Annotated in this window: 20 protein-coding genes; 14 read left to right on the top strand and 6 right to left on the bottom strand. The window is 59.2% G+C overall.

Annotated elements, in window-relative coordinates; all coding sequences use genetic code 11:
* Positions 1–149 precede the first annotated feature (149 nt).
* Both ftsB and ispD read left to right on the top strand, forming a co-directional pair.
* Positions 150–428: a cell division protein FtsB gene (gene ftsB, locus J3P97_RS21330; RefSeq protein ID WP_003184873.1), complete on the top strand. Its 279-nt coding sequence runs from the start codon at positions 150–152 to the stop codon at positions 426–428.
* The gene (gene ispD, locus J3P97_RS21325) at positions 425–1,132 is read left to right on the top strand and encodes a 2-C-methyl-D-erythritol 4-phosphate cytidylyltransferase (protein ID WP_434672717.1); all 708 of its coding nucleotides are present in this window, start codon (positions 425–427) and stop codon (positions 1,130–1,132) included. Before ftsB ends, ispD begins: the two co-directional genes overlap by 4 nt.
* 150 nt (positions 1,133–1,282) lie before the next feature.
* Here ispD and J3P97_RS21320 read toward each other — a convergent pair whose 3' ends face one another.
* Positions 1,283–2,179, bottom strand: a complete 897-nt coding sequence (locus tag J3P97_RS21320) for a LysR substrate-binding domain-containing protein (RefSeq protein ID WP_092330626.1) — start codon at positions 2,177–2,179, stop codon at positions 1,283–1,285.
* A 107-nt stretch (positions 2,180–2,286) separates the two neighbouring features.
* Here J3P97_RS21320 and J3P97_RS21315 point away from each other — a divergent pair, with 107 nt between their 5' ends.
* The 8 genes from J3P97_RS21315 to rpoS all read left to right on the top strand — a co-directional run bounded on the left by J3P97_RS21315 (position 2,287) and on the right by rpoS (position 9,425).
* Positions 2,287–3,399 carry an S-(hydroxymethyl)glutathione dehydrogenase/class III alcohol dehydrogenase gene (locus J3P97_RS21315; RefSeq protein WP_214915574.1) on the top strand — a complete coding sequence of 371 codons (1,113 nt, stop codon included), beginning with the start codon at positions 2,287–2,289 and terminating at the stop codon, positions 3,397–3,399.
* 8 nt (positions 3,400–3,407) lie between these two features.
* Positions 3,408–4,253 (top strand): S-formylglutathione hydrolase, encoded by an 846-nt coding sequence (fghA, locus tag J3P97_RS21310; protein WP_434572137.1) that lies wholly within the window; start codon positions 3,408–3,410, stop codon positions 4,251–4,253.
* A gap of 43 nt (positions 4,254–4,296) precedes the next feature.
* Positions 4,297–4,770, top strand: coding sequence for a 2-C-methyl-D-erythritol 2,4-cyclodiphosphate synthase (ispF, locus tag J3P97_RS21305; protein ID WP_305499111.1), 474 nt, complete (start codon positions 4,297–4,299; stop codon positions 4,768–4,770).
* Positions 4,767–5,825: a tRNA pseudouridine(13) synthase TruD gene (truD, locus tag J3P97_RS21300; RefSeq protein WP_434572140.1), complete on the top strand. Its 1,059-nt coding sequence runs from the start codon at positions 4,767–4,769 to the stop codon at positions 5,823–5,825. Before ispF ends, truD begins: the two co-directional genes overlap by 4 nt.
* Positions 5,813–6,562, top strand: coding sequence for a 5'/3'-nucleotidase SurE (gene surE / locus J3P97_RS21295; protein ID WP_305499115.1), 750 nt, complete (start codon positions 5,813–5,815; stop codon positions 6,560–6,562). The genes truD and surE overlap by 13 nt, the downstream gene beginning before the upstream one ends.
* A 41-nt stretch (positions 6,563–6,603) precedes the next feature.
* The gene (locus J3P97_RS21290) at positions 6,604–7,239 is read left to right on the top strand and encodes a protein-L-isoaspartate(D-aspartate) O-methyltransferase (RefSeq protein WP_161796107.1); all 636 of its coding nucleotides are present in this window, start codon (positions 6,604–6,606) and stop codon (positions 7,237–7,239) included.
* A 226-nt stretch (positions 7,240–7,465) separates the two neighbouring features.
* On the top strand, positions 7,466–8,311 hold the full coding sequence (locus tag J3P97_RS21285; protein WP_305499117.1) for a peptidoglycan DD-metalloendopeptidase family protein: 846 nt from the start codon (positions 7,466–7,468) through the stop codon (positions 8,309–8,311).
* Between the two features lie 106 nt (positions 8,312–8,417).
* On the top strand, positions 8,418–9,425 hold the full coding sequence (gene rpoS, locus J3P97_RS21280; RefSeq protein WP_003198289.1) for an RNA polymerase sigma factor RpoS: 1,008 nt from the start codon (positions 8,418–8,420) through the stop codon (positions 9,423–9,425).
* 491 nt (positions 9,426–9,916) lie between these two features.
* On the opposite strand, the gene fdxA is transcribed toward rpoS, so the two are convergent.
* The 5 genes from fdxA to J3P97_RS21255 all read right to left on the bottom strand — a co-directional run bounded on the left by fdxA (position 9,917) and on the right by J3P97_RS21255 (position 14,663).
* Positions 9,917–10,240: a ferredoxin FdxA gene (fdxA, locus tag J3P97_RS21275; protein ID WP_034111970.1), complete on the bottom strand. Its 324-nt coding sequence runs from the start codon at positions 10,238–10,240 to the stop codon at positions 9,917–9,919.
* A 144-nt stretch (positions 10,241–10,384) separates the two neighbouring features.
* Positions 10,385–12,952 carry a DNA mismatch repair protein MutS gene (gene mutS / locus J3P97_RS21270; RefSeq protein WP_434572145.1) on the bottom strand — a complete coding sequence of 856 codons (2,568 nt, stop codon included), beginning with the start codon at positions 12,950–12,952 and terminating at the stop codon, positions 10,385–10,387.
* Positions 12,953–13,180: 228 nt separating this feature from the next.
* Complete coding sequence (locus J3P97_RS21265) at positions 13,181–13,348, bottom strand: hypothetical protein (RefSeq protein ID WP_305499122.1); 168 nt, start codon at positions 13,346–13,348, stop codon at positions 13,181–13,183.
* Positions 13,345–14,103 carry a zeta toxin family protein gene (locus J3P97_RS21260; RefSeq protein WP_434601708.1) on the bottom strand — a complete coding sequence of 253 codons (759 nt, stop codon included), beginning with the start codon at positions 14,101–14,103 and terminating at the stop codon, positions 13,345–13,347. The genes J3P97_RS21265 and J3P97_RS21260 overlap by 4 nt, the downstream gene beginning before the upstream one ends.
* Before the next feature lie 257 nt (positions 14,104–14,360).
* Positions 14,361–14,663, bottom strand: coding sequence for a DUF6124 family protein (locus J3P97_RS21255; protein ID WP_434601707.1), 303 nt, complete (start codon positions 14,661–14,663; stop codon positions 14,361–14,363).
* A 521-nt stretch (positions 14,664–15,184) separates the two neighbouring features.
* On the opposite strand from J3P97_RS21255, the gene J3P97_RS21250 reads away from it, so the two are divergent.
* The 4 genes from J3P97_RS21250 (at position 15,185) to J3P97_RS21235 (ending at position 17,560) form a co-directional block, all read left to right on the top strand.
* The gene (locus tag J3P97_RS21250; protein WP_305501185.1) at positions 15,185–15,919 is read left to right on the top strand and encodes a LexA family transcriptional regulator; all 735 of its coding nucleotides are present in this window, start codon (positions 15,185–15,187) and stop codon (positions 15,917–15,919) included.
* 459 nt (positions 15,920–16,378) lie between these two features.
* Complete coding sequence (locus J3P97_RS21245; protein WP_434572148.1) at positions 16,379–16,549, top strand: Com family DNA-binding transcriptional regulator; 171 nt, start codon at positions 16,379–16,381, stop codon at positions 16,547–16,549.
* Positions 16,550–16,564: 15 nt separating this feature from the next.
* A complete protein-coding gene (locus tag J3P97_RS21240; protein WP_434672716.1) occupies positions 16,565–17,146 on the top strand; it encodes a DUF642 domain-containing protein in 582 nt (193 codons plus the stop codon).
* A 63-nt stretch (positions 17,147–17,209) separates the two neighbouring features.
* The gene (locus tag J3P97_RS21235; protein ID WP_434672715.1) at positions 17,210–17,560 is read left to right on the top strand and encodes a phage holin family protein; all 351 of its coding nucleotides are present in this window, start codon (positions 17,210–17,212) and stop codon (positions 17,558–17,560) included.
* The last annotated feature ends 22 nt before the right edge of the window (positions 17,561–17,582 follow it).

Raw genomic sequence — 17,582 nt, 5'->3', positions numbered from 1 at the left:
CAGCGGATTGTGTCGCAAAGGTCGCCAAGGCGACGGTTTTGCCTCTAATCTGATGCCTTATCAAGCACAAGCCTGGATTTTCCAGGCTTCGTGCTATCAGACCTTCAAGTTTGGCATGGCGGTCTTTTTTCACTGGATACTGATATTCGATGCGCAGTCCCAATTGGTTGTTCCTTGTCTTGCTTCTCTTGCTGGCCGGCTTGCAGTACCGCCTGTGGGTGGGGAATGGCAGCCTGGCGCAAGTGGCCGACCTGACTCAGCAAATTGCCGACCAGCACGCTGAAAACGAGGCGCTGCTGGAGCGTAACCGGGTAATGGACGCCGAAGTGACAGAGCTGAAAAAAGGCATGGAGACCGTTGAAGAGCGGGCTCGACATGAGCTGGGCATGGTCAAGGAGGGCGAAACCCTCTACCAGTTGGCCCAATGAGTATTCGTTTGCCGGCCTTCTGGGCCGTGATTCCTGCCGCGGGCGTTGGTGCCCGCATGGCCGCGGACCGTCCCAAGCAATATCTGCAGCTGGGCGGACGTACCATTCTCGAACACAGCCTTGGCTGCTTTCTCGACCACCCAACCGTCAAGGGCGTGGTGGTCAGCGTTGCACAGGATGATCCTTACTGGCCGACACTGGCCTGTGCCAGCGATCCTCGAATCCAGCGTGTGGACGGCGGTGAGCAGCGTTCCGATTCGGTGCTCAATGCCTTGTTGCATCTTCATGAACACGGCGCCGACGATTTCGATTGGGTCCTGGTGCATGACGCCGCGCGGCCCAATCTGGCGCGGGGCGATCTCGACACATTGCTCCATGAGCTGGCGAACGATCCGGTCGGAGGACTCTTGGCAGTGCCCGCCCGCGATACGCTCAAGCGCGTCGACAAGCATGGCCGTGTGTTGGAAACGATCGATCGCAGCGTGATCTGGCAAGCCTACACGCCACAGATGTTCCGCCTCGGCGCCTTGCATCGGGCCCTGGCCGACAGCCTGGTGGCGGATGCACTGATCACCGACGAAGCTTCGGCCATGGAATGCGCGGGGCAGGCGCCTCGGTTGATCGAAGGGCGATCGGACAACATCAAGGTCACCCGGCCGGAAGACCTGGAGTGGTTGCGCCAGCGCTGGGCGAATCGGCATTGAGCGCTGGAGGCGTCTTCCTGACCGTCTTCGCGAGCAGGCTCGCTCCCACATTGGATCTTCAGTCGCCATGAATGTTGGGTACAACCAAAAACCTCTGTGGGAGCGAGCCTGCTCGCGATAGCAATTGCTCAGGCAACACAAAAACCACTGTCACCCCCGATACTCCGGCCGCTCAGCCAACCCCTCCTTCAAATAATCCACCAACTTGCGCACCTTGGGCGACAGATGTCGCTGCTGCGGGTACAGTGCCCAAACCGCTGTGTTCGGCGGCTGATGAGCCTCCAGCAAAGAGATCAGCGCACCGCTGTGCAGATGTTCAAGCACGTAATAATCCGGCAACTGGCACAAACCCACGCCTTGAAGCGCCGCATCAAGCACCGCTTGCCCACTGTTACAACGCCAGTTTCCCTGCACCCGTTGAGAAAATTCCCGCCCGTTCTGCTCCAGTTGCCAAATGTCGGAGCTGCCGATGAGGCAGTTGTGACGGCTCAGTTCCGACACACTGTGGGGCCGACCGTAGCGTTCCAGATAGGACGGTGAAGCGCAGAGGTACATGCGCCGCGGCGCCAGGCGTGTCGCGACCAGGCGCGAGTCCTGCAGGCGGCCGAGGCGAATCGCCAGGTCAAGACTTTCGTGAACCAGGTCCAGTGGGCGATTGCTCAGTTCGATGTCTACTCGCAGTTGCGGGTACAGCCCCATGAACCGCGTCACCAGCGGCACGATAAAGCGCTCGCCGTAGGCCACGGCGCAGGTCATCCGCAGCATGCCCTTGGGTTCGCTGGTGAGATCACCCACCGCCCGCAGCGCTTCCTCGCGTCCGTCCTGCAGGCGTTGGCAATGCTGCAGAAAAGTCTGACCAGCCTCGGTGAGGGTCACACGCCGGGTACTGCGATAGAGCAATCGTGTCTGCAGACGCTCTTCCAGCCGTACGATTTGTCGACTGATGTGAGAAGACGAAACCCCCAGGCGCTCGGCCGCCGCGGTGAACTGGCTGCATTCGGCCACGGCGACGAACTCGTCGATGCCTTCCCAGCGATTGTCAGACATCGAGGATTGTCCCTATACAGCAATAATGTTTTGCTTTTGGTTGGATTATTCATCGTTCGGCGAAGGATTACACTCCCGGTCTTGTTTTTATTTGCCGGAGAATCCGAATGATCAAGTCGCGCGCCGCCGTTGCCTTCGAGGCCAAGAAACCCCTGGAAATCGTTGAAGTCGACGTCGCCATGCCGAAAGCCGGCGAGGTGCTGTTGCGCGTGGTGGCTTCGGGCGTTTGCCATACCGACGCCTACACGTTGTCGGGCGCCGACCCGGAGGGGATCTTCCCGTCGATCCTCGGTCATGAAGGCGGCGCGATCGTCGAGGCGATTGGCGAAGGCGTGACTTCGGTGGCGGTGGGGGATCATGTGATTCCGCTGTACACACCGGAGTGCGGCCAGTGCAAATTCTGCAAGTCGGGCAAGACCAACCTGTGTCAGGCGATTCGCGCCACCCAGGGCAAAGGCCTGATGCCGGACGGCACTTCGCGCTTTTCCTACAAGGGCGAGACGATTTTCCACTACATGGGCACTTCGACGTTCTCTGAATACACCGTGCTGCCGGAAATCTCCGTAGCGAAGATTCCAAAAGAAGCGCCGCTGGAAAAAGTCTGCCTGCTGGGCTGCGGCGTCACCACCGGCATCGGCGCCGTGCTCAACACCGCCAAGGTCAAGCCAGGGGACACCGTGGCAATCTTCGGCCTGGGCGGCATCGGCCTGTCGGCAGTGATCGGCGCGGTGAAAGCCAAGGCCTCGCGCATCATCGCTATCGACATCAACCCGGCCAAGTTCGAAATCGCCAGGCAGCTCGGCGCGACCGATTGTGTCAACCCGAAAGACTTCGATCGCCCGATCCAGGAAGTTATCGTCGACATGACCGATGGCGGCGTGGACTTCTCCTTTGAATGCATCGGCAATGTCCAGTTGATGCGCGCCGCGCTGGAATGCTGCCACAAGGGCTGGGGCGAGTCGGTGATCATCGGCGTGGCCGGGGCCGGCCAGGAAATTGCCACCCGTCCATTCCAGCTGGTGACCGGCCGCGTCTGGCGCGGTTCGGCCTTTGGCGGCGTGCGTGGTCGCAGCGAGTTGCCAAGCTATGTGGAAATGGCCGAAAAGGGCGAGATCCCGCTGGATACTTTCATCACCCACACCATGGGCCTGGAAGATATCAACAAGGCATTCGACCTGATGCACGAAGGCAAGAGCATCCGTACCGTTATTCATTTCTGAGGTCGGTCATGAGCCTGGAAAACATCTCCTGCCAGAAAAGCTTCGGCGGCTGGCACAAACGTTACCGCCACCGTTCCGAAGTGCTCGGTTGTGACATGGTCTTTGCCGTCTACCTGCCGCCGCAAGCCGAGCAGGGCGGCAAGCTGCCGGTGCTGTACTGGTTGTCCGGACTGACCTGCACCGATGAAAACTTCATGCACAAGGCCGGTGCCCAGCGCATGGCCGCCGAGTTGGGGCTGATCATCGTTGCGCCGGACACCAGCCCCCGTGGCGCCGACGTGCCGGGCGATCCGGACGGCGCGTGGGATTTCGGCCTGGGCGCGGGTTTTTATGTGAACGCCACGCAGGATCCTTGGGCGCGGCACTATCGGATGCATGATTATGTGGTGCAGGAATTGCCGACGCTGGTCGAAGCACATTTCCCTGCCTCGGATAAACGCGGCATCAGCGGTCATTCCATGGGCGGCCATGGCGCGCTGGTCTGCGCCTTGCGCAACCCTGGGCGCTACCGTTCGTTGTCGGCTTTTTCGCCAATCAACAACCCGATGGATTGCCCGTGGGGGCAGAAGGCTTTTTCCCGTTACCTGGGGGAAGACCGCTCGAAATGGCGTGAGTGGGATGCCTGTGCATTGATCGCCGAGGCGCAGGAAAAGCTGCCACTGCTAGTGGATCAGGGTGATCGCGATGATTTCCTGGCCAATCAGCTCAAGCCCGAAGCGCTGCAGCAGGCGGCCAAAGCGGCCGGTCATCCGCTGGAGTTGCGCCTGCAAGCAGGCTACGACCACAGCTATTTCTTCATCGCCAGCTTTATTGATGAACACTTGCAGCATCATGCGCGCGCTCTGAACGCCTAATGCAGGTAGAATCACGCCCTGACAAAAATCGGGGCGTTTTTTTATGCGTATTGGCCACGGCTACGATGTTCACCGTTTCGCTGAAGGCGACTTCATTACTCTGGGCGGCGTGCGTATCGCACACGGCTTCGGGCTGCTTGCGCATTCTGACGGTGACGTGTTGCTGCACGCCTTGAGCGACGCTCTGCTCGGCGCGGCTGCCCTGGGCGACATCGGCAAACATTTCCCGGACACCGACCCGCAATTCAAGGGCGCCGACAGCCGCGTACTGCTGCGCCACGTGGTCGCGTTGATCCACGCCAAGGGCTGGGTCGTCGCCAATGTCGACAACACCATTATTGCCCAGGCCCCCAAGATGGCGCCGCACATCGAAGCGATGCGCCAGCGGATTGCCGAGGATCTCCAAGTTGAGCTGGACCAGGTGAACGTCAAGGCCACCACGACCGAGAAGCTTGGTTTCGTTGGTCGCGAAGAAGGTATCGCCGTCCATTCCGTCGCCTTGTTGCAGCGCCCATGACCGAACTGGAACTCTTGGGCCCACGGGCCTACGGTGAGACATTGGGCCGTGCGGTACTGAAGGCTACCGCCGAGGACTTCCAGGTCGACGAAGTGCTTGATATCCCGTTGTCCGGTGATGGCGAGCATCTGTGGATCTGGGTGGAAAAACGCGGCTTGAATACCGAGGAGGCTGCCCGGCGAATCGCCAAGGCCGCCGGCGTGCCTTTGCGCACGGTCAGCTACGCCGGGCTCAAGGATCGTCAGGCCCTGACCCGGCAATGGTTCAGCGTGCAGTTGCCCGGCAAGGCCGACCCGGACCTGTCGACGGCAGAAAACGATACGCTGAAGATCCTCAAGACCGCACGCCACAGACGCAAGCTGCAGCGCGGCGCGCACTCGGCCAATGGCTTTACCTTGCGCCTGACCCAATTCTCGGGCGACAAAGAGGCTATCGAGACACGTCTGCAACACATCGCCCTTCAAGGCATTCCGAATTATTTTGGTGCCCAGCGCTTTGGCCATGACGGTGGCAATGTCGTCGATGCCCGTGCCTGGGCGGCGCGCAAGGCTTTGCCGGAGCAGCGCAACGTGCGTTCTCGGCTGTTGTCCACCGCGCGCAGCTTTCTGTTCAACCGGGTGCTGGCGGCGCGAGTCGCCGACGGTACCTGGCGGCAAGCCCAGGTGGGCGACTTGCTCGCCTTTACCGACAGCCGCAGTTTTTTCCCTGCCGGTGAGGCTGAGTGCAGCGATCCGCGCCTGGCCATTCTCGATCTGCACCCGACCGGGCCGCAGTGGGGCGAAGGACCTTCGCCCGCCGCCGGGGCAACCTTCGAATTGGAGCAGGCCATCGCCGCGGACGAGGCCGATCTGCGGGACTGGTTGATAAACGCGGGAATGAGTCACGAACGTCGCATCCTGCGACTGCCCATTGGCGGGCTGTCGTGGCATTATCCCTCGCCTGACATTCTGCAATTGGAATTCGTCCTGCCGGCCGGATGTTTCGCCACTGTCTTGGTGCGCGAACTCGTCGATCTGGTGCCGGTGGGGCAGACGGACAGCCCATGCGTATTCTGATTTCTAACGACGACGGGGTGACAGCACCCGGTCTTGCCGCGCTTTATGCTGCGCTGGCGGATTTTGCCGAGTGCGTGGTCATCGCCCCGGACCAGGACAAAAGCGGCGCGAGCAGCTCGCTGACGCTCGACCGTCCGCTGCATCCCTGCTACCTGGACAACGGTTTCATCAGCCTCAACGGCACGCCGACCGATTGCGTGCATCTGGGCCTGAACGGCCTGCTGGAGCGCGAGCCCGACATGGTGGTCTCCGGGATAAATCTGGGGGCCAACCTGGGCGATGACGTACTGTATTCCGGAACGGTCGCCGCCGCCCTGGAAGGTCGTTTCCTCAACCATACGTCGTTTGCCTTTTCGTTTGTTTCACGGCAGGTCGACAATTTGCCCACTGCCGCCTACTTCGCCCGCAAACTGGTGCAGGCCCACGGCGAACTGGACCTGCCGCCGCGTACGGTGCTGAACGTGAATATCCCGAATCTGCCGCTTGATCATATCCGTGGCATCCAGCTCACTCGCCTGGGCCACCGCGCCCGTGCCGCCAGGCCGATGCATGTTGTCGACCCGCGCGGCAAGGCCGGCTACTGGATCGCCGCTGCTGGTGATGCCGAAGATGGCGGGCCTGGCACCGACTTCCATGCAGTGATGCAGGGCTATGTCTCGATCACACCCTTGCAGCTCGATCGCACTTTCAACGATGCCTTTCGAAGTCTCGATGGCTGGCTGGAGGGGCTGCGCTGATGGGTCGTGAACAAGACGATATGCTGCGCCGCGGAATTGGCATGACCTCCCAGCGGACCCGGGAACGGTTGATCCAGCGGCTGTACGAAGAAGGCTTGTCCAACGCCCAGGTGCTCGAGGTGATTCGCCGTACGCCGCGTCATCTTTTCGTCGATGAAGCGCTGGCCCATCGCGCCTATGAAGACACGGCGTTGCCGATCGGCCACAACCAGACCATTTCCCAGCCCTACATGGTGGCTCGCATGAGCGAGTTGCTGCTGGAGGCGGGGCCGCTGGACAAGGTGCTGGAGATCGGCACAGGCTCGGGTTACCAGACCGCGGTATTGTCGCAGTTGGTGGAGCGGGTGTTTTCCGTGGAGCGAATCAAGGTCCTTCAGGATCGCGCCAAGGAGCGCCTGGTGGAGCTGAACCTGCGCAACGTGGTGTTTCGCTGGGGCGACGGTTGGGAAGGCTGGCCGGCACTGGCGCCTTATAACGGCATCATCGTCACGGCCGTTGCCACCGATGTTCCCCAGGCCCTGCTGGACCAACTCGCTCCCGGCGGGCGACTGGTGATTCCGGTGGGTGCGGGCGAAGTCCAGCAACTGATGTTGATTGTGCGTGAAGAACACGGTTTTTCACGACACGTCCTCGGGGCGGTGCGTTTCGTGCCGTTGCTCAACGGGCCATTGGCCTGAGCATTTATAGACAGACGCTGAATTCCGGGGCACGACATGTGTCTTACGGCAGCAGTAGTTCGACAAGCGCTGGTTTGCCAAACAGCGTTCAACAGCGTCGAGCAAACGTGTGCGGCAGCTTTTCGCGCTTCCTTTATGGAAGCGTGGTGTCGGCTCGCCACGGGGCAATATTTCTGCCTGGACAGGCAGTGTGCAATTTTTTCAGCCACCACAAAGGGAGCGGCGGGTGAGTCTCACAGTCATTGCGCAGCGTATGGGTATCACGAGCTTCAAGCGCCTGGTGACTGGCCTTCTCTTGAGTACCTTGCTGGTCGGTTGTTCCAGTACTCCGTCGGGTAATGTCCGGGTGGTCGATCGCAACAATGCGACACCGCAACGGCCTACAGTGACGACCGGCCAGTATGTAGTCCGTCGCGGCGATACGCTGTTTTCCATCGCGTTTCGCTACGGCTGGGACTACAAAGCCCTCGCGGCTCGCAACAACATTCCTGCGCCTTATACGATCCATCCGGGTCAGACAATTCGCTTTGACGGTCGCAGTGCCTCAACGCCTACCGCGGTCGTGACGCAGTCGGGTTCGACCCCGTCATCCTCGAGCAAAACCACGGTTATCCGTCGTCCGGCCGGTGCCGCAACGGCGACTGTACCGTCCGTCGCGAACAAGCCGGCACCCGCTCCGATGCCTCCGGCGGGCCCCGCCCCGACCGGCTGGGGATGGCCTTCTAATGGCGTTCTCATTGGAAAATTCTCTTCAAACGGTAGTTTGAATAAAGGAATTGATATCGCCGGGGATTTGGGACAGCCTGTTTTGGCAGCGTCTGATGGCACGGTCGTGTACGCCGGGAGTGGTTTAAGGGGCTACGGCGAACTCGTGATCATCAAACACAGCGATACCTACGTCAGTGCCTACGGTCACAACCGCAGGCTGTTGGTTCGGGAGGGGCAGCAGGTCAAGGTCGGACAGACAATTGCCGAAATGGGCTCAACGGGTACGGATCGAGTGAAACTGCATTTTGAGATTCGCCGACAAGGTAAACCTGTGGATCCGCTGCAATTCCTGCCACGTCGTTGATTTGCTTGTCAGCCTGTTCCGTCGCGTAGAGGGAACAGGCTCCAGCGTTGCCAAGGATAAAGGCGTCGCTTGAGCTTGAGGTCGAACTCACCAAAGGACTATAACAATGGCTCTCAGTAAAGAAGTGCCGGAGTTTGACATCGACGATGAGGTCCTCCTTATGGAGACCGGCATCGCTATGGATTCGATGTCGAATGATGAAGGGGCGACTCCACCTTCCGTTCGTGCCAAATCCAAACACTCCGCTTCACTTAAACAACATAAGTACATCGATTACACCCGGGCGCTGGACGCCACTCAGCTGTACCTCAACGAAATCGGCTTCTCACCACTGCTCTCCCCCGAGGAAGAAGTTCATTTTGCGCGCTTGTCGCAAAGTGGCGACCCGGCGGGTCGAAAACGCATGATTGAAAGCAACCTGCGCCTGGTGGTGAAAATCGCCCGACGCTACGTCAATCGTGGGCTTTCGCTGCTGGACCTGATCGAAGAGGGCAACCTGGGCCTGATTCGCGCCGTCGAGAAGTTCGACCCCGAGCGCGGCTTCCGTTTCTCGACCTATGCGACCTGGTGGATCCGCCAGACCATCGAACGGGCGATCATGAATCAGACCCGGACCATCCGGCTGCCGATCCACGTGGTCAAGGAGCTCAACGTCTACCTGCGGGCCGCCCGCGAGTTGACCCAGAAGCTCGACCACGAACCTTCACCCGAGGAAATCGCCAACCTGCTGGAAAAACCGGTGGGCGAGGTCAAGCGCATGCTCGGTCTCAACGAGCGGGTCTCATCGGTCGACGTTTCACTGGGGCCAGACTCGGACAAGACGCTGCTCGACACCCTTACCGACGATCGTCCGACCGATCCATGCGAGTTGCTCCAGGATGATGACTTGTCCCAAAGCATCGACCAATGGCTCTCGGAGCTCACGGACAAGCAAAGGGAAGTGGTGATCCGCCGCTTCGGCTTGCGTGGTCATGAAAGCAGCACCCTTGAAGACGTGGGTCTGGAGATTGGTTTGACCCGTGAGCGGGTCAGGCAGATCCAGGTCGAAGGCCTCAAGCGCCTCCGGGAGATCCTGGAGAAGAACGGCCTGTCTAGCGAGTCGTTGTTCCAGTAAACCAGGCAAGCGCAGCAGAGAAAGCCCCGACTGAGTTCGGGGCTTTTGCTTTTGTCGGCAGAGAGAATTTCTCGTCAGCCCATTTTTTGTAGCTTCAGTTTGTAAGCTTTTGCCTAGTGTTACGTAAGCGTTCGGTTCCACGATGATGGGACAGATTGCTAATAAAGCGTTTTATAAGCTTGCAACTAACTGTTTTTAAAAGAGTTTTATAAGTGTGACTGGCTCGTGACAATGCCGGCGGAGCGCTGCCGAGGTATTGCACTCGTTTGGGAAAACACTAATATCAATCCTGTGTCGACGGACAGACACACCCGTCAAGGACGATGGGACAGGAAGGACATCGCAGGACGCGATTCATCAGGACGATGAAAAGGATTAAAGGGATTATGGAAAAAATGTGGGCGGGTCAAACCGCCCCTTTTTTTTGCCCGCGATTTTGTTCCAGGCAGCAAAAAGGCCCGCAAGGGGCCTTTTCAGCGAACGCTGGGTAATCAGCGTTCCAGGTCTGCAATCTTGCCAGTCTTGCCATCCCATTCTTCGGCGTCGGGCAGGGCGTCTTTCTTCTCGGTGATGTTTGGCCAGATATCCGCCAGTTCGGCGTTCAGCGCGATGAAGTTCTCCATACCGGCCGGCACTTCGTCTTCCGAGAAAATGGCGTTCGCCGGGCATTCCGGTTCACACAGGGCGCAGTCGATGCACTCGTCCGGGTGAATGACCAGGAAGTTCGGGCCTTCGTAAAAGCAGTCCACCGGACAGACTTCTACGCAGTCGGTGTACTTGCACTTGATGCAGTTGTCGGTGACGACGAAGGTCATTTCTAATTCTCTCCTCAGGCGGCTGCGGCGAAGCCCCATCACGGTAGGGGTCGCGAGGTTCGGGAGCGATTGTCTGCAAACCCAGGCTAATAGGCCGCAGCATCCCAAACCGCGCGAGATTCTAACAGCTTGAAAGCCTGTGCGTTAGACCCGTGTCTTCAATGTATAGAGTAAATCCAGCGCCCGGCGCGGGGTCATGTCGTCGAGGTCGAGCTTGGCCAGTTCGTCGAGCACCGGATGCGGCAGGCTGGCGAACAGGTCGCTTTGCTGCGGCGCGGCCGGTTTGCCTTTGGTCGGGCGCGGTACCTCGTGCGGCAAGCTGGTGGTCTCCAGGCGGCTGAGGTGCTCGCGAGCGCGGGTGATGACGTCGCTCGGCACACCGGCCAGTTGTGCCACCGCCAGGCCGTAGCTCTGGCTGGCCGGGCCGGGCAGTACGTGGTGAAGGAACACGATGCGTTCGTTGTGCTCGGTGGCGTTGAGGTGGACGTTGGCCACCAGCGGCTGGCTCTCCGGCAACACCGTCAATTCGAAATAGTGCGTGGCGAATAGCGTATAAGCGCGCAACTGGGCCAGGCGTTCAGCGGCCGCCCAGGCCAGGGACAGGCCGTCGAAGGTGCTGGTGCCGCGACCGACTTCGTCCATCAGCACCAGGCTGCGCTCGGTGGCATTGTGCAGGATGTTCGCGGTTTCGCTCATTTCCACCATGAAGGTCGAACGCCCACCGGCCAGGTCATCGCTGGAGCCGATCCGGGTGAAGATCCGGTCCACCAGGGACAGTTCGCAACTGGCCGCCGGGACAAAGCTGCCGATGTGAGCCAGCAATACGATCAGCGCGGTCTGGCGCATGTAGGTGGATTTACCGCCCATGTTCGGACCGGTGATCACCAGCATGCGGGTATTGTCGTCCAGGCTCAGGTCGTTGGCCACGAACGGCGTGGTCAATACCTGCTCGACCACCGGATGGCGACCCTGGCTGATGCGCATGCACGGCTCGCTGACGAAGCGTGGGCAATTGAGGTCCAGGTTCAGCGCGCGCTCGGCCAGGTTGCTCAACACGTCCAGTTCCGCCAGGGCGGCGGCGGTGTCCTGCAACGGTGGGAGCTGGCTGATCAAATCTTCGAGCAGCGCTTCGTAGAGCATCTTTTCCCGGGCGAGGGCACGACTCTTGGCTGACAGGGCCTTGTCTTCGAAAGCCTTGAGTTCCGGCGTGATGAAACGCTCGGCGCCCTTGAGGGTCTGGCGGCGAATGTAATCGGCCGGGGCTTGCTCGGCCTGCTTGCTCGGCAGCTCTATGAAGTAGCCATGGATGCGGTTGTAGCCGACCTTGAGGTTGGCAAGGCCGGTACGGGCCTTTTCCCGGGCTTCGAGGTCGATCAGGAATTGGCCGGCGTTTTCGCTCAACGATTGCAGCTCGTCGAGTTCGGCGTCGTAACCGGTTTTCAGCACGCCGCCGTCCCGGATTACCGCTGGCGGATTGTCGATAATGGCCTTTTCCAGCAGCGCGGCCAGTTCCGGGTAGGTGCTGGTGGTGCGCGCCAGCTGCTGCAGGTGAGGTGCTTCAAGGTCGGTCATCGCCACCTGAAGTTCGGGCAGCGCGCCGAGGGCGTCGCGCAGGCGCGCCAAGTCGCGAGGACGGGCGTTGCGCAGGCCGATCCGCGCGAGGATCCGCTCGATATCGCCGATTTCCTTGAGCTGCGGTTGCAGCTGCTCGAAACGATACCGGTCGAGCAGGCACGTGATGGAAGACTGGCGTGCTTGCAGTACCGTCAGGTCCCGCAGCGGTCGGTTCAGCCAGCGGGTCAGCAGGCGGCTGCCCATGGCGGTCTGGCAGCGATCGACTACCGATTGCAGGGTGTTATCGCGGCCACCGGCCAGGTTGGTGTCCAGTTCCAGGTTGCGTCGGCTCGCGCCGTCCAGCACGACCGTGTCATCCAGGCGTTCGTGACGCAGGCTGCGCAGATGGGGCAGGGCGGTGCGCTGGGTTTCCTTGGCGTAGGCCAGCAGGCAGCCGGCGGCGCCGATGGCCAGGGTCAGGTTCTCGCAGCCGAAGCCCTTGAGGTCCTGGGTGGAAAACTGCTGGCAGAGACTTTTCAACGCCGAGTCGCGCTCGAAATCCCACGGCGCCCGGCGACGTACGCCACGGCGTTTTTCCGCTGGCAGGTCTTTGGGCCAGTCATCCGGAATCAACAACTCCACCGGATTGACCCGCTCCAGTTCCGCCAGCAGGTTTTCCCAGCCTTTGATTTCCAATACCGAGAAGTTGCCGCTGGTGATGTCCAGCACGGCCAGGCCGAACAGGCGCTCATCGCCGAGGACGGCGGCGATCAGGTTGTCCCGACGTTCATCCAGCAATGCCTCGTCACTGACTGTGCCGGGAGTGATGATCCGCACGACCTGGCGCTCCACCGGGCCCTTGCTGGTGGCCGGATCGCCGACCTGTTCGCAAATCACCACGGACTCGCCCAGCTTGACCAGTTTCGCCAGGTAGCCTTCCGCCGCGTGGTAAGGAATCCCACACATCGGAATCGCCATGCCTGCCGATTGCCCACGCGCCGTCAGGGTGATGTCCAACAGCTTGGCGGCCTTCTTCGCGTCCTCGTAGAAGATCTCGTAGAAATCGCCCATGCGATAGAACATCAGCTGATCGGGGTGCTGGTTCTTCAGGCGCCAGTATTGCTGCATCATCGGCGTGTGGGAGGACAGGTCGTTCACGGCTGTATTCATGGGTGTCAGGCAAAGCTCGTTGAAAGGTGTGGGGCAAAAGTGGGGCATTGGCCCGGCTTTTCCGCGATGGGCGCAAGGTTAACATGGGCGGTCTGGTGCGACCCAGGGATGAGTGGCTTCGATTGTTTTCCCAGAATGTGGCGGAAAACCCTCTGGCCAGGTAAATCTGGCAACAAAAAGCCCGACATGTAGTCGGGCTTCGCTTGAATTTTGATATCAGCCTCGTTTCGCCTCGGCCTGCATCATCACAAGGTTTTGCTGCTTGGTAGCCTCTGTCAAAACCTCGCTATAAACACGTTTCTTTTGGTCCGATTTAGCATTACGAATAAAATCGGCAAAGGTGCTTTTGGTTCCTTTGGACAAGCCCAGCTTGATCGAAATCATAGGTGCCCTCCTGATGGTGGCTCGAGCATGGCCTCTAGGTCGGCCCGCGTGTGTTGCTCAGGGATATGGTAGTCAATTTTATCGACACCAGCTTTGTAAAGTCGTCCCGAATTGTCGATATGTTTGAGTAACAGGTCCACATGGACATCGCCGCGATACTCTAGCTTAAGCGCGTTCACTACGTCACGTGCGGCGAAATATTGCTTGATGAAATGTTCTTTGCGGATCCTCCTGCCTTCGGCCGCCTCGCGAGCATTAACGAATCCCCAGGCGAGTACAGGCGACTGATATACATAAAGAATTTGTACGAATCGGCCTTTTCTCAAGGAGCGATCTACGTTTCGTCTTGCTACGTCTATGTTGGAAAACGTTCCATCAAGGATGAAGGACTGCCTTTGATCCAATGCGAAATCCAACATTTTATCGACCAGAATCGAAACTCCTCCCTGAAAAAGCCAGGAGTTTGCTCCAGCGTAAGCTGAAAACTCGCTTCGCAGCTCATCAGCGTCTATGCGTAGGATCGCTGAATCTGCGAACAGATTCACCAACGCTATTGATGCCTCGGTTTTACCGGCGCCCGGAGAGCCTGCCATAAAAACTGACACCGGCGCTTCCTCTGGCGGATAAAGAGCCTTATCTGTCAGTCGCTTCGCGATTGCTTTTTTATTGGACCGAGCGAAGCGCAATGCGTCTTCATGGACGGCTTGGTCTGCTGAGGCCAGTAGCCGGCTGCGTGTATCGGCATTCTCCGTCATTAATCCGATCCCTTTTCGATGGTCTGACTGTTGTATCGAACTCCCCAGGCCTCTTTGTGCTTATTGCTGCCCATTTATAGTTGATAACGACGTGGCGAGGGAGCTTGCTCCCGCTTTGGGGGCGCAGCGGCCGCTAGAAGCGGGGTAACTGCGTAACCCGGCGGGAGCAAGCCCCCTCGCCATAGGGGGTTGTCCTTCTTGAATGAACAGCTTTGCGACATGCAGGCTTTTTTTGTTTCTCGTCGAATCGGCCTGTTTTATTTGGGATCCACCACATCCAATGCCCGATTCGCCAGCAACTGGCTCAGCTCGATCATCTGGAGGATCCCTAGGGCGATATGTCGTCGCGAGCCTTCCAGGTCAAACGCGAGATCGCTCACCATGGCGTTGGCCGAGGCCAGGGTTTCGCTGAGGTTGGCGAGCGGGCATTCGGCGTCGATGTTGGGAGCAATAAGATAGAGGGTATCGGACCTTTCCTCGTCGGCTTTTGGCTTGAGGTCATCTTCGAGGGGATTTGGTATCTGTTTGGACATAGTCTTGGATCCTTGAGTTGGAGCCACTACCAATCCGCTACTAAACGAGATGGGCGGCAGCTGTACGCAGGTTAGTAGACCGGGGATCCAAGAAACCGGCGCGCCCTAGGGCGCCCTGCGCACAGCTACCATAGAGCGCAGGTAAAAATACCTGGCTGAGCGGAGCGATGTACGTCTTGGAATGCCGGGCTACTAAACCCGATCACTGATGGGCAGTGACAAGATCAAAAGTACCGGTGGGGCCCAAGGCGCACAAGCCGGCGGATTCTGGCGTAGTTGTAGGCAGAGGCGCAAGGCAACGTAGTCTCGCGATGCGCATTTGAAGGACGGGGTGGGAGGTTTTTCCTGGAGCTGTGTAGGGCAAATCCCGTGGCGAGGGAGCTTGCTCCCGCTGGGCTGCGCAGCAGCCCCTTTTGTGAGCGCTGCGCACTCAAGCGGGAGCAAGCTCCCTCGCCACAAAAGCATCTGGCAGAGCTTAAGCACAGTGTTTGCGTATTTATGCAAAACAGCATTTGTCTTCCGCGAAAAGAACAAGCATTATGCGCGTTATGCAAAAACGCAACGTTTCTACCGTATTAAGAGCATTGCTCGATCAGCACGGGATCTCCCCCACGGAGCTTCACCGGCGTACCGGCGTGCCTCAGTCCACCCTCTCGCGGATCCTCAGCGGCAAGATCGTCGACCCTTCGGATAAACACATCTCGAAGATCGCCGAATATTTCGCCGTGAGCACCGACCAGTTGCGTGGGCGGGTCGACGTTGCGCCTGCCGGCAACAGCCGCCGCGAAGAGCCACATTCCGAACTCAAGGACATAAGCCTGTGGGACGATGACACGCCCGTCGAGGAAGACGAGGTGTCCGTTCCTTTTCTGCGTGAGGTTGAATTGGCTGCTGGATCAGGAAGATTCGTCATCGAGGAAAGCGAGCGCTCAAGCCTGCGTTTCGGCAAGCGCAGCCTGCGCCACAACGGCGTGCAGTTCGACCAGGCCAAGTGCGTGACGGTGCGCGGCAACAGCATGTTGCCGGTGCTGCGCGACGGCGCCACGGTCGGGGTGAACGCGGGCAAATGCGGGATCGGCGACATCGTCGACGGTGACCTCTACGCCATCAACCACAACGGCCAATTGCGGGTGAAGCAGCTTTACCGCCTGCCAACCGGCATCCGCCTGCGCAGCTTCAACCGCGATGAACACCCGGACGAGGACTACACCTTCCAGGAAATGCAGGACGAGCAGATCGTCATCCTCGGTCACGTCTTCTGGTGGGGCATGTACGCTCGTTAACCCTTCCGCTGTCAGATAAAACCCGCCGTCGTGCGGGTTTTTTTTCGCCTCCTGGAAACCTTCAAACCCGGTACTTACGCGGGCTACATGCATCTGCGCATTCTTTGTGCATAAATAAATGCATTTACGCATTGACTGTATATGCATCCGTGCATATTCTGTGTCCAAGCCGCTCGACAAAGCGGCTGGCAACAAAGCTCTTTAGTTCCACCAACAGGCAGCGATGAACCGGCCTTAACGGTTCAGAGGGTTGGCAACTGACCCGGGTGTGCAGCGTAAAGCACCAGAAGCAGTTATCCGGCGGGCAGGGACCGCGGTCGGAGGAACAATTTGAATGGATCCGTACCGCGCCAGTCGCGCCGAAAGATCAAGCGCATTACTGAAAAGCCTGGGCGACCGGGCTTTTTGGAATGCCTGTGCCGCGAGGTACTTCAAACCGCCGCCGTGGGAGGGCTTTAAATGCTGAAGGATTTCAGATGCGGTCACTGCAAAAGACTTCTTGCCCGCATGGGCGAGAACACCGAACTCCAGATCAAGTGTCCCCGTTGCGGGACATTGAATCATGTGAAGGCCGTTGAGCCTCGAGTGAACGCCGGCGAGCAATGTATCAACCGTGCAATCAATCACTAACTCAACAGGTGGATCATGAATCGTTTCAAGAAATACGCTACCCCGCTGATGCTCTGCGGCGTCCTGTTCGGTATCGGAGGCAACGCTATTGCTGCCAACCTTCTGGTCAACGGTAGCTTCGAACAGCCAGGCTGCAGCGCAAGTTGCATATTGAATACTCCAGCGCAAGCCAACTTCATTACGGGTTGGACGACGTTCCTGTCTGGAGCCGAGTATTTCAACATGCCCGCTTCGATTGGCGGTTCCCTGGCGGCGGATGGCGTCGTAATTGTCGACTTGGCTAACTATATCTATAGCAACGGCGGCGGCATTCAGCAGAACTTTGCAACCTCCGTTGGCGCCAAGTACCGCTTGACCTTCAGCGCAGGTAATTCGCGTTACGCAAGTCGTTCCGGTGAAGGTGTTATCCAAATAAAAGTGGCGGGCCAAAGTGTCACTTTCAACACCCCTTCAGCAAAAGGTAGAGCTGTTGAGTGGAGCACCATTACGTATGACTTCATCGCGACCTCGCCTCAGACAACCCTGGCTTTTTCCAATGAGCAGAATCCGTATGCCAACTATGCCTTTATCGACAACGTAATCGTTGAGCGACTGTAGAACGTTATCTGGCTGTCCAGGCCTGACCCCCGTTCTTTCATCCATCTCCCCAGGAAACGAGACATGACAAACGAGCAACAAGCGTTGCTGGACATGCCGATCTGGCTGGTCATCGTGCTCGCCCTGGTGGGCGGGGTGACTGGCGAGATGTGGCGTGCCGACAAGGAGGGCGCCCGTGGCTGGTCACTGCTGCGGCGCCTGGCCCTGCGCTCCGGCGCCTGCATGATCTGTGGCGTCTCGGCGATCATGCTGCTGTACGCCATGGGCCTGTCGATCTGGGCCGCCGGTGCCTTCGGTTGCCTGACCGCGATGGCCGGGGCCAACGTGGCCATCGGGCTTTACGAGCGTTGGGCCGCCAAGCGGATGGGCATCAGTGAGCTACCGCCGCGCGATTCCCGTTCCGACCCACATTGATTTCCCGCCGCCGCTGCAAGAT

This window comes from Pseudomonas sp. R1-15, assembly GCF_051132085.1.
Taxonomy (GTDB): Bacteria; Pseudomonadota; Gammaproteobacteria; order Pseudomonadales; family Pseudomonadaceae; genus Aquipseudomonas.
This window is presented reverse-complemented; position numbering and strand designations above follow the sequence as displayed.

Bases quoted from the DNA above. Each gene is read 5' to 3' on its own strand.
- ftsB (WP_003184873.1), top strand. From the start codon at position 150: ATGCGCAGTCCCAATTGGTTGTTCCTTGTCTTGCTTCTCTTGCTGGCC.
- ispD (WP_434672717.1), top strand. From the start codon at position 425: ATGAGTATTCGTTTGCCGGCCTTCTGGGCCGTGATTCCTGCCGCGGGC.
- J3P97_RS21320 (WP_092330626.1), bottom strand. From the start codon at position 2,179: ATGTCTGACAATCGCTGGGAAGGCATCGACGAGTTCGTCGCCGTGGCC.
- J3P97_RS21315 (WP_214915574.1), top strand. From the start codon at position 2,287: ATGATCAAGTCGCGCGCCGCCGTTGCCTTCGAGGCCAAGAAACCCCTG.
- fghA (WP_434572137.1), top strand. From the start codon at position 3,408: ATGAGCCTGGAAAACATCTCCTGCCAGAAAAGCTTCGGCGGCTGGCAC.
- ispF (WP_305499111.1), top strand. From the start codon at position 4,297: ATGCGTATTGGCCACGGCTACGATGTTCACCGTTTCGCTGAAGGCGAC.
- truD (WP_434572140.1), top strand. From the start codon at position 4,767: ATGACCGAACTGGAACTCTTGGGCCCACGGGCCTACGGTGAGACATTG.
- surE (WP_305499115.1), top strand. From the start codon at position 5,813: ATGCGTATTCTGATTTCTAACGACGACGGGGTGACAGCACCCGGTCTT.
- J3P97_RS21290 (WP_161796107.1), top strand. From the start codon at position 6,604: ATGACCTCCCAGCGGACCCGGGAACGGTTGATCCAGCGGCTGTACGAA.
- rpoS (WP_003198289.1), top strand. From the start codon at position 8,418: ATGGCTCTCAGTAAAGAAGTGCCGGAGTTTGACATCGACGATGAGGTC.
- fdxA (WP_034111970.1), bottom strand. From the start codon at position 10,240: ATGACCTTCGTCGTCACCGACAACTGCATCAAGTGCAAGTACACCGAC.
- J3P97_RS21265 (WP_305499122.1), bottom strand. From the start codon at position 13,348: ATGATTTCGATCAAGCTGGGCTTGTCCAAAGGAACCAAAAGCACCTTT.
- J3P97_RS21260 (WP_434601708.1), bottom strand. From the start codon at position 14,103: ATGACGGAGAATGCCGATACACGCAGCCGGCTACTGGCCTCAGCAGAC.
- J3P97_RS21250 (WP_305501185.1), top strand. From the start codon at position 15,185: ATGCAAAAACGCAACGTTTCTACCGTATTAAGAGCATTGCTCGATCAG.
- J3P97_RS21245 (WP_434572148.1), top strand. From the start codon at position 16,379: ATGCTGAAGGATTTCAGATGCGGTCACTGCAAAAGACTTCTTGCCCGC.
- J3P97_RS21240 (WP_434672716.1), top strand. From the start codon at position 16,565: ATGAATCGTTTCAAGAAATACGCTACCCCGCTGATGCTCTGCGGCGTC.
- J3P97_RS21235 (WP_434672715.1), top strand. From the start codon at position 17,210: ATGACAAACGAGCAACAAGCGTTGCTGGACATGCCGATCTGGCTGGTC.